General features: G+C 54.5%; 9 protein-coding genes. 4 read left to right on the top strand and 5 right to left on the bottom strand.

Going from position 1 to position 15,207, the window contains the following annotated elements; all coding sequences use genetic code 11:
- Positions 1-130: 130 nt before the first annotated feature.
- Positions 131-562, bottom strand: a complete 432-nt coding sequence (locus PSTEL_RS27770; protein ID WP_156995948.1) for a hypothetical protein — start codon at positions 560-562, stop codon at positions 131-133.
- 375 nt (positions 563-937) lie between these two features.
- Here PSTEL_RS27770 and uvrA point away from each other — a divergent pair, with 375 nt between their 5' ends.
- The gene (uvrA, locus tag PSTEL_RS23665) at positions 938-3,811 is read left to right on the top strand and encodes an excinuclease ABC subunit UvrA (RefSeq protein WP_038699158.1); all 2,874 of its coding nucleotides are present in this window, start codon (positions 938-940) and stop codon (positions 3,809-3,811) included.
- Between the two features lie 226 nt (positions 3,812-4,037).
- Here the strand turns inward: uvrA and PSTEL_RS23660 are convergent, their stop codons facing one another.
- The 3 genes from PSTEL_RS23660 to rfbA form a co-directional block, all read right to left on the bottom strand.
- Positions 4,038-5,669, bottom strand: coding sequence for a nitrite/sulfite reductase (locus PSTEL_RS23660; protein ID WP_038699156.1), 1,632 nt, complete (start codon positions 5,667-5,669; stop codon positions 4,038-4,040).
- Positions 5,670-5,902: 233 nt separating this feature from the next.
- A complete protein-coding gene (gene rfbC / locus PSTEL_RS23655) occupies positions 5,903-6,463 on the bottom strand; it encodes a dTDP-4-dehydrorhamnose 3,5-epimerase (RefSeq protein WP_038699154.1) in 561 nt (186 codons plus the stop codon).
- Positions 6,464-6,484: 21 nt separating this feature from the next.
- On the bottom strand, positions 6,485-7,363 hold the full coding sequence (gene rfbA, locus PSTEL_RS23650; RefSeq protein WP_038699152.1) for a glucose-1-phosphate thymidylyltransferase RfbA: 879 nt from the start codon (positions 7,361-7,363) through the stop codon (positions 6,485-6,487).
- A 296-nt stretch (positions 7,364-7,659) separates the two neighbouring features.
- Here rfbA and PSTEL_RS23645 point away from each other — a divergent pair, with 296 nt between their 5' ends.
- From PSTEL_RS23645 to PSTEL_RS23635, 3 genes are all read left to right on the top strand, one after another.
- Positions 7,660-10,209 carry a U32 family peptidase gene (locus PSTEL_RS23645; RefSeq protein ID WP_038699150.1) on the top strand — a complete coding sequence of 850 codons (2,550 nt, stop codon included), beginning with the start codon at positions 7,660-7,662 and terminating at the stop codon, positions 10,207-10,209.
- Positions 10,210-10,540: 331 nt separating this feature from the next.
- Positions 10,541-11,440, top strand: coding sequence for a UTP--glucose-1-phosphate uridylyltransferase GalU (gene galU, locus PSTEL_RS23640; protein WP_038699148.1), 900 nt, complete (start codon positions 10,541-10,543; stop codon positions 11,438-11,440).
- A 111-nt stretch (positions 11,441-11,551) separates the two neighbouring features.
- Positions 11,552-12,646, top strand: a complete 1,095-nt coding sequence (locus PSTEL_RS23635; RefSeq protein WP_038699146.1) for a glycerol dehydrogenase — start codon at positions 11,552-11,554, stop codon at positions 12,644-12,646.
- A gap of 89 nt (positions 12,647-12,735) precedes the next feature.
- Here the strand turns inward: PSTEL_RS23635 and PSTEL_RS23630 are convergent, their stop codons facing one another.
- A complete protein-coding gene (locus PSTEL_RS23630) occupies positions 12,736-15,195 on the bottom strand; it encodes an O-antigen ligase family protein (protein ID WP_038699144.1) in 2,460 nt (819 codons plus the stop codon).
- Positions 15,196-15,207: the final 12 nt, after the last annotated feature.

The following is a 15,207-nucleotide window of genomic DNA, read 5'->3' as shown; positions in this document are numbered from 1 at the left end:
ATCGCGATAGATTCCCTGCATGATATGAACGGCGCTGTTATCAGGCCGTTCTTCGTGCTTTTGTCACAACGTCCAGCGCATCCCGAAGGGACAGCGGGTCACAGCAGGAAGTAGCAGGAATCGCGCCGCCTCAAGAGACGTCCAGCGCATCCCGAAGGGACAGCGGGTCACAGCAGGGAGTAGCAGAAAGCGCGCCGTCCCAAGAGACGTCCAGCGCATCCCGAAGGGACAGCGGGTCACAGCAGGAAGTAGCAGAAACTGCGCCGCCCCAAGAGACGTCTAGCACATCCCGCAGGGACAGCGGGTCACAGCAGGAAGTAGCAGAAACTGCGCCGCCCCAAGAGACGTCTAGCACATCCCGCAGGGACAGCGGGTCACTGCAGGAAGTAGCAGAAACTGCGCCGCCCCAAGAGATGCCCAGCGCATCCCGAAGGGACAGCGGGTCACGGCAGGTAGTAGCATAAACCGCGCTACCCCAAGAGACGTCCAGCGCATCCCGAAGGGACAGCGGGTCACAGCAGGAAGTAGCAGAAACTGCGCCGCCCCGTGAGACGTCCAGCACATCCCGCAGGGACAGCGGGTCACAGCAGGCAGCAGCAGAAAGCGCGCCACCCCGTGAGACGTCCAGCGCATCCCGAAGGGACAGCGGGTCACAGCAGGAAGTAGCATAAAGCGCGCCGCCCCGTGAGACGTCCAGCGCATCCCGAAGGGACAGCGGGTCACAGCAGGCAGCAGCCCCAATGCGTCGATCTCGCGAGCGCCGTCGTTCGAGCGGTCCCGCAGGGATAAGCGGCTCATTCCATACACGTAACTAAACAGCGCCGCCCTCCCGCACCACGCCAATAAATTTGCGGGTGTCCAGAGGGCGGAGCCCTTGGGGCCCTCCCGCCGGGAGGGTTTGGGAGGGTGAGTCACAATTACAGAGGAGAGATAACCGTTGGCGAACGAGAATATTGTAATCAAGGGCGCGAGAGCCCATAATCTCAAGAACATCGACGTTACGATACCCCGCGACCGCTTTGTCGTGCTGACGGGGCTGAGCGGTTCCGGCAAATCGTCGCTGGCGTTCGACACGATTTACGCAGAAGGCCAGCGGCGGTATGTGGAGTCGCTCTCGGCTTATGCCCGCCAGTTCCTGGGCCAGATGGAGAAGCCTGATGTCGATTCGATCGACGGTCTGTCTCCGGCCATTTCCATCGACCAGAAGACGACGAGCCGCAACCCCCGGTCTACCGTCGGTACGGTGACCGAGATTTATGACTATTTGCGGCTGCTGTTCGCCCGGATTGGTCATCCGCACTGCCCGGACCACGGCATTGAGATTACGTCACAGACCGTGGAGCAAATGGTGGACCGGATCTTGCAGTATCCCGAAAAGACGCGGCTGCAGATCCTGGCACCGGTTATATCCGGACGCAAAGGCGAGCACAAGGGCTTGTTCACCGATATCTCGAAGCAGGGTTTTGTCCGTGTCCGTGTGGACGGCGAGCTGCGTGACCTGTCCGAGGAGATTGAGCTGGAGAAGAACAAGAAGCACACGATAGAAGTCGTGGTCGACCGGATTGTCATCAAAGAGGATATCGAGTCCCGATTGACGGACTCCATCGAGACGGCGCTGAAGCTGTCCGGAGGCAAAATACTGGTCGATATTATTGGACAGGAAGAGCTGCTGTTCAGCTCCAGCTTCGCCTGCCCAATCTGCGGGTTCAGCATGGAAGAGCTGGCGCCCCGCATGTTCTCGTTCAACAGCCCGTTCGGCGCGTGCCCGGAATGCGACGGACTCGGCGCCCAGATGATCGTCGATCCCGACCTGCTGATTCCGGATATGGGCAAGTCGATCGAGGACGGGGCTTTCCTGGCCTGGACCGGAAGCACCTCCAACTATTATCCGCAATTTCTCAAGTCGGTGTGCCAGCACTTTCATATTCCGCAGGATGTGCCGGTTAGCGAGCTGACCCCCGAGCAGATGAACAAGCTGCTTCACGGTACAGGCACCGAACGCATTCGTTTCAAGTATGAGAATGACTTCGGCCAGAGCAAGGAGGCCATGGTTCCCTTTGAGGGCATCATTCCCAATCTGGAACGGCGATACCGCGAGACGGCGTCGGAGGGCATTCGGGAATTTATCGAAGGCTTTATGAGCGCCAAGCCTTGCCCGACCTGCAAGGGCAAACGTCTGAAGCGGGAAATCCTGGCGGTAACAGTTGGCGACAAGAACATTGCTGATGTAACGGATTTGTCGATCGGCGACGGCCAGAAGTTCTTTGGCGAGCTAAGTCTGACCGAGAAAGAAGCAGCCATTGCCAATCTGATTCTCAAAGAAATCAGCAGCCGTCTCGGCTTCCTCGTCAATGTCGGTCTCAATTACTTGACTCTCAGCCGTTCGGCCGGATCGCTGTCGGGCGGCGAGGCGCAGCGCATCAGGCTTGCTACGCAGATTGGCTCGAGCCTGATGGGCGTACTCTATATCCTGGACGAGCCCAGCATTGGCCTGCATCAGCGTGACAACGACCGGCTGATTTCAACGCTGGCGCATATGCGAGACCTCGGCAACACTCTGATCGTCGTCGAGCATGACGAGGATACGATGCTGGCCTGTGATTATATCATCGATATCGGTCCGGGAGCGGGCATTCACGGCGGCCAGGTGATTGCTCAAGGGACACCGCAGGAGATCATGAACGATCCGAACTCTTTGACCGGCGAATATCTTAGCGGACGCAAGTTTATCCCGGTCCCTCTCAAACGTCGCGTTACGGACGGACGCTGGCTGGAAGTCCGGGGAGCCAGGGAGAACAACCTGAAGAACGTCAATGTCAAAATTCCGCTTGGTGTCTTCACGGCGGTAACCGGCGTTTCGGGCTCCGGCAAATCGTCGCTCGTCAACGAGATTCTGTACAAGAGCCTGGCGAGAGAACTGAACAGGGCCGTTAAGGTGCGTCCCGGACTTCACAAGGAAATCCGTGGTCTGGACCATCTGGACAAGGTCATCGATATCGACCAGTCTCCGATCGGCCGGACCCCGCGCTCCAACCCGGCTACCTATACCGGCGTATTCGATGATATCCGCGATCTGTTCGCCAAGACAAACGAAGCGAAGGTCCGGGGCTTCCAGAAGGGCCGCTTCAGCTTTAACGTCAAAGGCGGGCGCTGCGAAGCATGCCGGGGTGACGGTATCATCAAGATCGAAATGCACTTCCTGCCCGACGTCTACGTGCCTTGCGAGGTCTGCAAAGGCAAACGCTACAACCGGGAGACGCTGGAAGTGAAATATAAAGGCAAGAGCATTGCAGACGTCCTAGAAATGACGGTGGAAGACGGAACGGAGTTCTTCCAGAACATCCCGAAGATTCACCGCAAGCTGCAAACCTTGCTGGATGTAGGCCTAGGATATATCAAGCTAGGTCAGCCGGGAACGACGCTTTCCGGCGGGGAGGCCCAGCGCGTCAAGCTTGCTTCGGAGCTGTACCGCAGAAGCACAGGCAAGACGCTGTACATTCTGGACGAGCCGACGACCGGCCTGCATGTAGATGACATCGGCCGCCTGCTTGAAGTGCTGCATCGGCTGGTGGAATCCGGCGAATCCGTTCTGGTCATCGAGCATAACCTCGATGTGATCAAGACGGCGGATTATCTTATTGACATGGGGCCGGAAGGCGGAAGTGGCGGCGGAACGGTGATTGCGACCGGTACACCGGAGCAGATTATCGAGGTTCCGGACTCGTATACCGGAAAATATTTGAAGCCGGTGCTGCTGCGGGATACGGAGCGGACGGAAGCCTTGGATCTTCAGACAGCCGAGGCGAAATAAGCGACCGGTCAACCGGACCAAGGAACTGCGCGCTTGGGCTACCGCTATCCTGGTCGCCAGGGTGGCATAGCCTTGAAGCGCCGGGTGGATAAACCCATCCAGCTCAGTTACTCCAAACCCAAATAGGCCAACCAGAAGTTTCTGGCTGACCTAGCAATACGAACAGCTTCAATCCTGAAGAGCATTAGCCGGGATTGGAGCTGTTTTTTGTATCACTTCCTGTTCTTTATGCCCGAACGGCAAGAATCTCGTTCAGCTTTTCCTGGAATACCGGAACGCCAACCCGCTCAGTTAAGGCGTGGAAGCCTTCGTCTTCCTGCCGCTCATTCTTGTAGAACAGCAGCAGTTGTTCCAGCACGCCTGCAATCTCGCTCGCAGGTACGCGGCCTTTCAGCGGCAGCGCGAATTTGGCCGCCGGTCCGGCATCCCCGCCGCCCAGCGTTCCGCCAATGGCAAGGTCAAACGCCTCCGCCATGCCCTCCGGCGTCTTGACCAGCGCGCCCTGCAGGCCGATATCCGCAATCTGCTTCTGACCGCAGGCATTGGGGCAGCCGATCACGTGCAGCCGGATTTTCTCGTCGAGCTCGAGGTGCTCATCCAGGTATTCAGCGATGGAGACGGCTCGTTTCTTCGTCTCAACCAGGGCCAGATTGCAGAATTCATTGCCGGTGCAGGCGACGGTCCGGCTGATGAACGGCTTCGCAGAAGGGGACAGGCGTTGAAGCAGCGGAGCTGCCAGCAACTCATCTACCTTATCGTCCGGCACGCCGCTCAAAATCGCATTCTGAGACATGGTGGTACGGACAGTACCATCGCCGAAAGCATCGGCAAGCTCCGCAAGCCCGGCCAGCTCATCCGCACTGAGCCGTCCAACCGGCACATTCAGGCCGACATAATTCAGGCCAGGCTGCGGCTGCGGATGCACACCATCGAAAAAAGCGGCCTGCCAGCCGGCCGTCTTATCTTCGCCGCGGGGAGGCAGATCTCCGATCAGCTCAATCAGCCTGTCCTTGAACTTCTCGGCTCCCCAATCGGCGATGAGAAATTTCAACCGGGCATGGTTCCGCTTCTCGCGGTAGCCGAAATCGCGGAAGATCGTGGCGACGCCTTCAGCTACACGCAGTACCTTGTCCGGCACAACAAAGATATCAAGCTTCTGCGCTAAATGGGGCTTGGCTGACAGCCCGCCGCCTACCATAACGTGGAAGCCGACGACTTCCTGTCCATCGATCACCTTGACCGCTGGAGTGAAAGCCAAATCATTAATCTCCGCATGGGCGTTGTTGTATGGATTGGCCGAGATGGACATTTTCAGCTTGCGCGGAAGATTAGAGAAATCACGGTTCAGCACGAAGAAGCTGTTCACTTCGTCAACCAGCGCTTTAGTGTCCAGCAGCTCGTCTTTATCGATCCCGGCCAGCGGGTTGCCGACAATCGTGCGCGGGCAATCGCCGCAAGCTTCAAAAGAATATAATCCGACCTCTTCCAGCCGTTTGAAAATATCAGGGAAATTCTCGACCGTCAGCCAGTGGAACTGGACAGCCTGCCGCGTCGTAATATCGGCCAGCCCTCTGCCGTATAGTCGCGAAATCTCCGCCAGGGTCCGGGCCTGATCGGAGGTCATAATTCCGGTATTGATGCGGACCCGCATCATGAAATGGCCGGTCTTCGGCTTCTGTTGATACACGCCAGCCCATTTGAACAGATCCAGGTCATCCGCAGGAATCGAGTCAAAACCCTGATGTGCGTAGCGTTCAATGATGGCGCGGATCATGTCCAGACCGTCCTTTTGCAGCTTGACCTTCTCAAATGCCGACAGCTTGTCGCTGTCCTCTTTCCAAAATGCTTCATACGCCATAGTAAACTCTCCTTTTTCTCGGTCAAATCCGACGGCTCTGCTGTGTTATTGTTGATCGTACCAGACGGAACCGTATGCGTATGTGAGGTAAGGTATATTTGCTATAAGGGTTGCTGATGGGTTGTAAAACCTCTGCTAATAGATCGTCATAAAAAGAATAAAGACCTCCGGGCCGCATCGAGCGGAGCGAAGGTCATCTGGCTTCTTGGCTGTGCTATTTTTCAAAAAAACGACTATCCGTTATATACAAAATTAAGCTTGGCGTCCTTCAGCAGCGGGGCGTTCTCGTCCTTTGCAGACAGCACAGGGACGACATCGATCGGCCACTCAATGCCAATGTCGGGATCATTCCACAGAATGCCGCCGTCGCACTCGGGCGCGTACAGCTCGTCGCATTTGTACTGAACCTCCACGTCCTCCGTCAGCGTCATAAATCCATGGGCGAAGCCTTTTGGAATGAGCAGCTGTTTCTTGTTCTCAGCGGAGAGTTCCAGGCCGAACCATTTGCCGTAGCTCGGGCTGCCCTGACGGATGTCAACGGCCACATCAAAAATGCTGCCGCGCGTACACCGTACCAGCTTGCTCTGCGCTTTGGGGTTCAGCTGGAAATGCAGGCCGCGAAGCGTGCCTTTTACCGCCGAATAAGACTGATTATCCTGCACAAAATCCTGGTCAATGCCATGCTCGAGAAATTTGGATTTGGTGTACGTCTCCATAAACCATCCGCGATGGTCGCCAAATACGGCGGGTTCGACGATCAGAACGCCCTCGAGATTAGTCTTCATCACTTTCATCTTGATTCACTCTTTCCGCAATTAATAGATGATCTTCCCTTTGGCTACCTTGATCAAGTACTGACCGTATCCGGTCTTGCTCAGCTTCTCACCGCAGCTCAGGAGCTGCGTCTCCGTGATCCATCCGTTAATATATGCAATCTCCTCGGGAGCTGCGATTTTGATGCCCTGGTGATCCTCGATCGTCCGTACAAAATTCGTGGCATCCACGAGACTTTGATGCGTTCCGGTATCGAGCCAGGTGTATCCGCGACCCAGAAGTTCCACATCAAGTTCGCCCATCCGCAAATATTCTTCATTGATGGACGTAATTTCAAGCTCTCCGCGCGCCGACGGCCGCACGTTTTTCGCGATAGAGATAACCCGGTTATCGTAAAAATAAAGCCCCGTAACCGCGTAATTCGATTTCGGGTAAGCCGGCTTCTCCTCGATGCTGAGGACTTTGCCGTCCTCGGCGAACTCCACGACACCGAACCGCTCAGGGTCCTGAACGTGATAGCCGAAGATGGTGGCGCCGCTCGGCTTCTCGGAAGTGCGCTTCAAAATTTGGCGCATACCGGCGCCATAGTAAATATTGTCTCCCAGCACCATGGCGACCGAGTCGTTCCCGATGAAATCCTCGCCCAGAATAAAAGCCTGAGCAAGGCCGTCCGGGCTCGGCTGCACCTTGTATTGAAAAGAGACGCCGAACTGCGAACCGTCTCCAAGCAGACTCTCAAATCTTGGTGTATCTTCCGGAGTGGAGATAATCAGGATCTCCCGAATTCCCGCCAGCATAAGGGTGGATAAGGGATAGTAAATCATCGGCTTGTCATAAATCGGCAGCAGTTGTTTGCTTGTGACCATCGTCAAGGGATAAAGGCGGGTGCCGCTGCCGCCTGCAAGAATAATACCTTTCATTTTAGAGTCAGCTCTCCCTTTTAGGATATATAAATGAATTCAGATAGTTCCATTTTACGCAAAAGATCGGCTGGCTGTCCAACCAAGTTTCCTCTTTTTTGTATCGGTTTCGATTGAAACCCAGAAAAAGTAAAGTTTAACAGGTCATGTTCAAGGTGTTCATATAGCAGGCGAGTGTGATATTTGCTATAATAGATAAGTTATAGAAGTCGTTGTTTACTTTAGTTTTTAGACGGATTGGATTGGACAGAGCTTGATATTCAAGATCCGCCGCAGGGCGGTTTGGGAGGATATAAATGATAGAGCAAGAGCGGGAAATCCGCAGAGAAGATGTCGAGCTGCTCGCTCCGGCGGGCGATTGGGACTGCATGCGCGCCGCAGTGGCGAACGGTGCTGATGCCGTGTATTTTGGGGTGGAGAAGTTCAACGCCCGGGCAAGAGCAAATAATTTCCGGATGGACGAGCTGCCGGAGATTATGGGATTTTTGCATAGTTACGGAGTCAAAGGATTTCTGACCTTTAATATTCTGGTATTTGAAAATGAGCTTCAAGATGCCAAAGAGCTTATCGACGCTTGCATTGACGCCGGTGTGGATGCCGTTATTGTGCAGGATCTCGGGCTTGTGAAGCTGATACGTGAAATATCGCCGGACTTTCCGATTCACGGATCGACCCAGATGACGATTACCTCGCCGGAAGCGGTCGAATTCACGAAGCCATTTGATATGGAACGCGTCGTTCTGGGCCGTGAGAACAACCTGAAGCAAATCCGGGCGATCGGCGATCAGGCACGTCTACCGATGGAGGTGTTCGTACACGGTGCGCTATGCGTCTCTTATTCGGGTCAGTGTCTGACTTCGGAAATGTGGGGTGGACGTTCCGCCAACCGTGGCGAATGTGCCCAGGCCTGCCGGTTGCCGTATGATCTGGTGGTTGACGGCGAGGTGAAACCGATGGGCGATGTCGCCTATCTGCTGTCACCGAAGGACTTGGCGGCCATTGACCTGATTCCGGAATTGATCGAAGCAGGTGTCACCTCCTTCAAGATTGAAGGACGACTGAAAAGTCCGGAGTATGTAGCCAATGTGGTGGGCAAATACCGCAGGGCAATTGACCGGCATTTTGACGGCGTATGGTCCGCTCCTTCGACTGAGGAAATGCGGGAGCTGCAGCAGAGCTTCTCGCGCGGATTCACGCATGGTTTCCTGGAAGGCACCAACAACAAGAAGCTTGTTGACGGGACGTTCCCCAAGAGCCGCGGCGTGTATGTCGGTACGGTAGAGCAGATTCTGCGCGACGGCGTGGTCTGCAAAATCGAGGCGCCGATCAAACGCGGCGACGGTATTGTATTTGATGCGGGTGATCCAACCAAGAAGGAAGAAGGCGGCCGTATCTACGACCTTCGCCGTAAAGGCGTCAAGCTGGAAGGCGAAGCGGAGGAAGGCTGGATCGTCGATATCATTCCGGGGCGCAGTGATGTCGCCCTGAACCGTCTCCATGTCGGCGACCGGATCTGGAAGACGAATGATCCGGCGCTGGACAAGAGCCTGCGCCAGACCTTTGAGACCGAGAAGCCCTACCGGGTGTTCCCGGTTCATGTGAAGGCATCGGGCCGGGCCGGCGAGCCGCTCGCGACCTGGTGGACCGACGTCCAGAAGGGCGTCACGGTCCGCGTCGATTCCGAGCTGCTGCTGGAGACGGCGAACAAGCGCCCGATGGACGCCGCGCTGCTGGAAGAGCAGTTCGGCCGACTGGGCGGGACGCTCTTCCAGCTGGAGGCGCTGGACGCCGAGCTGGAAGGCGGCGTCATTGTGCCGATGCGCGAGCTGAATGGCATCCGCCGCCGTGCGGTGGAGCTCCTTGCGGGCGAGCGCCCGAAGCCGCCCGTCTATGTGAAACGGGCGGCAGAGGTGTACGGCGACGCGGCTGTGCGCGGCGCCGGTTTAGCCGCCCCGCTAGGCGCGGGCGGTACGGGCCTGCGCGGTGGAGCGCAGCTCACCGCGCTGTGCCGCAGCCTCCCGCAGGTGGAGGCTGCGCTGAAGGCCGGCGTAGGCTTCATCTACGCCGACTTCGAATTCATCAAGCAGTTCCCGGCAGCGGTGGAGGCCGTTCGGGCGGCGGGTGCGAAGATTGCGCTGGCTACCCCGCGCATCCATATGCCCGGCGAGAACGGCTATCATGCCAACATTTTGCGGCTTCAGCCCGATGCGGTGCTGGTCCGCAATACCGGCGCGCTGTATTATTATCTGCGCCGCCGCCGGGAAGAGCCGGACGCCGTGCATCCGGTGCTGATCGGTGACTTCTCGCTAAATATTGCGAATCATAAAGCGGTGGATTTGTTCCTGGAAGCAGGCTGTGATATCGTTACGCCATCCTATGACCTTAACATCCAGCAGATGGTCGACCTGCTGGAGCGCAGCCGCACATCGAAGGTGGAAGTGGTGATCCATCAGCATCTCCCGATGTTCCATACGGAGCACTGCGTGTACTGCACTTTCATGAGCGAAGGAACGGACTACACGAACTGCGGTCGTCCTTGCGAGAGCCACCGTGCATCCTTGCAGGACCGGATCGGCATGTCCCATCCGGTACGGGTTGACGAGGGCTGCCGGAACACTGTCTATAACGCCATTGAACAGTCCGGCGCCGAATATTTGAGCAACTTCCGCGAGCTTGGCGTATCATCCTTCCGGGTAGAGTTCCTGGAAGAGACGCCTGAGCAGGTCGAAGAGGTTATTGACTTGTACAGCCGGGCGCTGCGCGGCGAAATTTCTGGCACGAAGGTCTGGAAGACGCTGAAAGCGACGAACCAGCTCGGAGTTACCCGGGGCCAATTGGTGAAATAGGAAACTAAAGAAACCGTTAGAAGCCGTTTCAGAGGCAGTCCTGCCGCTTGGAACGGCTTTTTTTCAAAATAGAAGAATGTATAAGCTGAGCGCCTATCACAGACTTCTATTTCTCGGTAAACACATGGCGTCAAAGGACGCCACCGGGTGTTTATCCTTGTGAAAATGAATGAAGACTGTATCGGATCAGTGGGGAATACATAATCTGGGTTGAGGGGGATTCAATCTGACAATCCACTGTGTAAGCTGATATAATAGGTCTATGAGTGCCAAGCGAGAGGGTTTGGCTTTGTACAGATACATAATATGTTTTGACTAAAGGAGTTCGACCATGGCCAAAATTCGCAAAGCGATTATACCGGCTGCGGGTCTCGGCACCCGCTTTCTGCCGGCAACGAAGGCAATGCCCAAGGAAATGCTCCCCATCGTGGATAAGCCGACCATCCAGTACATTGTGGAGGAAGCGGTCGCTTCCGGAATTGAAGATATTATCATCGTAACCGGTAAAGGGAAGCGGGCGATTGAGGACCACTTCGACAACTCGTTTGAGCTGGAGTTCAATCTGGCGGAGAAGCAGAAATGGGAGCTCTTGAATTCGGTCCGCAAGTCGTCCGAGATGGCAGACATTCACTATATCCGGCAAAAAGAGCCCAAAGGTCTCGGACACGCGATCTGGTGCGCGCGCAAATTTATTGGCAACGAGCCGTTTGCCGTTCTTCTCGGGGATGATATCGTCGAGTCTGATAAGCCATGCCTTAAGCAGATGATGGAGGTCTTTGATGAATATAAGTCCTCAATCGTTGGTGTACAGCCAGTGCCGTGGGAAGAAGTCTCCCGCTACGGCGTCGTGGACGGCACAGAACTTGCTGAGCGCGTGTACCGGGCCAACCGGCTTGTGGAGAAGCCTAAGAAGGAAGAAGCACCTTCCAATCTGGCAATTCTCGGCCGATACATTTTGACGCCGCGGATTTTCGACCTGTTGGGTGAGCAGCAGGCTGGCGTCGGAGGAGAGATTCAGCTTACGGATGCGATCTCCAAACTGAGCGAGGCGGAACGGATTTTGGCCTATCACTTTGAAGGGGATCGTCATGATGTCGGAGAGAAACTGGGCTTTATTCAGACCACAATCCATTATGCTCTGCAGTATGAAGAGTTGAAAGAAGATCTCCTGGTTTATCTCAAAGATGTGATTGAGCAAGAAGAGCACAAGAAGTCCGGCAAGACTCCATAATTTTGTTAGCTTACCATCACGATACGGCAGCCCGGGAAAGTGTCCCGGACTGCCTTTTTGCTTGGACAATCCATACATATGATCATACGATTCTGTAAGGAGTGAATACTGATGAGTAGAAGCATCATGTCGCCGGCAAAATACATACAGGGAAGAGGCGAAATCCGGCGTCTTTCCCGTTACTGCGGCGAGGCGGGGGGCACCAGAGCTTACGTTATTGCCGATGCCTTTGTTGTATCAAATTATGAGAACAACATTATTTCGGGTTTCCTGGAAAATGATTTTCCTTACCAACTGCATCCATTTACCGGCGAGTGCAGTCAGCGCGAAGTTCAGGCGATAGCAGATACGATGCGGGAGATTGGATCGGATATAATCGTCGGTATCGGCGGGGGTAAAACACTGGATGTTGCCAAAGCTGTTGGTTATTATGCCGGGCTTCCGCTCATCGTTGTACCAACCGTCGCTTCAACAGATGCCCCTTGCAGTGCGATTTCCGTCCTGTACACGGATGATGGACGGATGGACCGCTATTTGCAGCTAAGGACCAATCCAAACCTCGTCGTCGTTGACACCGAGCTGGTGGCCAAAGCGCCGGTTCGCCTGCTTGTCGCCGGCATGGGTGATGCGTTATCAACCTTCTATGAGGCAAGAGCCTGCCGGAGAGCAGCCGAAGCTCAGAAGAAGGACACAAGCGCAATTGCGGCTTACGCTTTGGCACAGGCCTGCCGTGATACGTTGCTCTCCTATGGCCTGCAGGCCAAGCTGGATGCCGAGAACGGCGTTCTGTCCGAAGCCGTGGAGAATATCATTGAGGCAAATATCTACCTCAGCGGAATTGGATTTGAGAGCGGAGGATTGGCCGCCGCGCATGCGATTCATAACGCAATGACAGGTCTGGAAGAGACGCGTCCGATTCTGCATGGCGAAAAGGTCGCTTTCGGAACACTAGTCCAGCTTGTGCTTGAGAAAGCGGAAACTGCTGAAATTCAGGAAGCGATTGCCTTCTGCCAGAGAGTCGGACTTCCGACGACGCTGAAACAGCTGCACTTGGATAGAGCCGATATGGGCCGTTTACGTCTTCTGGCTGAAGGAAGCTGCGCTGAAACGGAGCCTATGCATAACATGCCCTTTCAGGTTAAACCGGAGGGTGTGCTGGAGGCACTTCTGGAAGCCGACCGTTTGGGAACGGTGATTACAGACTGATTCGATTTGCTATGAACAGCACAGAAAGAGCGCCGCGTTTTTCGCAGGCGCTCTTTTCTATGACTAAACTTTATTCAGGTTACATTAATTTAGTATTGCGTTGCCGCAATCTCGTCAATTTTTGCCTTTTCCGAGGCATCAGACTGGATTAACTTGTCATACACAGCCTGATCCTGCTGTCCCTGTTTTTGCAGGGCGGCAAGATAATTCCGAGCGACTTCCTTGTTGGTCGCATCCGAGAAGTCTTCTGTAAGTCCTTGCTTGAAAGTGGTGGCAGCCTCCGCTGTCTTGCCTGTCATGAGCTGCATTTTTCCAGCGCTCAGGGCGATCAGCGGCGTCACCGAGAACGGTCTGCCCTGGAGCTGTCCGGGAGGCAGAGTCTTCAAAAATGCAACTCCATCCACGACATGCTCATAAGCGGCAAGCCCGGTCTGGAAATACTGCTGCTCCTTGGTCGTATCCTTTTGCTGATAGGCGGCGTTGCCCAAATTGAAGGAGCGTGTAATCAGTGGCTCATACCACTCAATATCCCAGATATATTTGCCTGCATTATCCCGGTATACGGCGTAAGACTCCTCGCTCTTGCCTTGGAGATCATACAGCGTGATCAGCTGCTGCTGCATCTGCTTGTTGTTAGGCTCGTCCTTCAAGCCGCGCTGCAGCACCGCCAGGGATTCGGCAGCAAATTGTTCATTTTTCGTCTGCTTGTATACCTGGTTATCCAGGGAGGCCAGCAGAATGACCGATTCGGGATGCCCCGGACGGTTCTTCAGTGCCTTCGCCAGAGGAGTCTTTATCTCCTCATAGGATGTGCTGATCTGTACGACAGCCTTGGCTTCAGCAGCCGCGTTGGCTGAGCTGATATTGCGAATCGACACGAAGAACACAGCAATCGCGGCGATACACACTACTGCTAAATATCCAAAGCGTAATCCGCTTGCGGTCCATTTATTAGAGAGAGGCTTACGGTCCATCGCTTCAGCCATTCCCGCAAGTCCGATAAACACTAGCAATCCCATGAATGCGTAGCTCATATTGAAGTCCAGTACACTATGCAGCAGAATGGACAGAGCAATAATCAGATAGAAGAACCCATTGTTGAAATCATCCTGATCCTTATTCCGGATGTATCCCTTGATGTATTTGTAGAATACGAACAAAATGAATCCCATAAATACGATGAAGCCCAAAATTCCGACTTCAATCAAATATTGAAGGAAAAAGTTATGCGCCTGACGGCTAGTATAAGGGTTGTTCTGGTACTTCTCATAGAGGGCAGCCCAGCCGCCGCCGCCCGCACCCAGTATTGGGTAGTCTTTTGCTACCTTGACTGCATCCTTATAGAAGGTGAAGCGTTCCAGAACGCTATGCTGTTGGAAGTTGATATTTTCGAGACGAGTCTCGATATTGGCAGGCAAAATGCTGCGAACGCTGGTGCCGATCAGCAGAAATGCAGCAATAGCTACCAGCACGGTTGCCCCTATCGGCAGCCACAGATTGGATAATTTACGTGTGCTCCAGCCTTCCAGCCGCTTGTCAAGCCAAGGGGCCGCGAAGCGCTGCACAGCCCAGCTTATAGCCGCTGTTATAGCAGAGGCTATAAGCAGCCAAGCCCAGCCTTCAACTGCCGCAGATGCATCGGGAACTGCCGCCAGACGTTCGCCTATAGACGTTACCTTGTTGATGACAGCCAGCGACACTACAGCAGCTACAATAAGATGAATAATCCACAAAATTTGTCGAGACGGCTTTTGGAAGAGAAGCAGCAGAACGAATACCACCGGCAGCATAACCAGACCGCCCCGGGATAGCGTCAGGAGCAGTGATACAATAATCGGAACAAGCATAAAGCCGTGAGTCACCGTACCGTACCATTTTTTTGCCCGGATTAAGGCGAATACGGCCACGAACAGGAAAGCCATCAGGAACGCGGCGTATGTATTGGCATACTGAAATATCGAAGTCAGGCGCAGACCGTTAGAGTCTGTCATTACTGCATCCAGATATTTGCCCGCCTTGACCGTGTTGGAGAACCAGCCAACCACTCCGCCAGCCACGTTCCAGGCGCCCAGCCAGTTCATCAGACCGAACCAGACTGTCAGGTAAGCCACTGTTAATATGGCGGTTTGTATGATACCATTAACTTGTTTTTGTCTAAGAAGGTAGAGACTTACAATAAATAGTGCAGCGTACATACACTGGATTAGGAGCATATTGACCGCCATATAGTGAGAAGAGGCGACAAAGAGCGACAAGAAGTACGTCAGCGGAAGCAGGAGCACGGCAAGCGCGAGAAGGTCCCGCTGATCCTCCAGCTTGAATCTTTTGTAGTAGATAGCGGCCCACACAATGACCATGAGACTGCCAATAATGGCCGAGATATAGAGGGGCTTCTCGAAATCAACCTGCTGTCCGTTAAATAATCCCACTTGAAATGGGGCCCATACCAAAAATAGAATAAAACCAATAACCAACACCCATAGCGAGTCGGGTATCTTTTCGGCATTTCTCGACTGAGCCGCCTTTTTACCGTATACTGGATTAGCCAACTTTTTGATCTC

Source organism: Paenibacillus stellifer (genome assembly GCF_000758685.1).
Classification (GTDB): Bacteria; Bacillota; Bacilli; order Paenibacillales; family Paenibacillaceae; genus Paenibacillus_AQ; species Paenibacillus_AQ stellifer.
The sequence above is the reverse complement of the archived record's forward strand: the minus strand, read 5'-3'. Positions and strand labels throughout refer to the sequence as shown.

Excerpts from the sequence above, each read along its gene's own strand:
- galU (WP_038699148.1), top strand. The coding sequence starts at position 10,541 with ATGGCCAAAATTCGCAAAGCGATTATACCGGCTGCGGGTCTCGGCACC.
- rfbA (WP_038699152.1), bottom strand. The coding sequence starts at position 7,363 with ATGAAAGGTATTATTCTTGCAGGCGGCAGCGGCACCCGCCTTTATCCC.
- PSTEL_RS23660 (WP_038699156.1), bottom strand. The coding sequence starts at position 5,669 with ATGGCGTATGAAGCATTTTGGAAAGAGGACAGCGACAAGCTGTCGGCA.
- PSTEL_RS23645 (WP_038699150.1), top strand. The coding sequence starts at position 7,660 with ATGATAGAGCAAGAGCGGGAAATCCGCAGAGAAGATGTCGAGCTGCTC.
- rfbC (WP_038699154.1), bottom strand. The coding sequence starts at position 6,463 with ATGAAAGTGATGAAGACTAATCTCGAGGGCGTTCTGATCGTCGAACCC.
- PSTEL_RS23635 (WP_038699146.1), top strand. The coding sequence starts at position 11,552 with ATGAGTAGAAGCATCATGTCGCCGGCAAAATACATACAGGGAAGAGGC.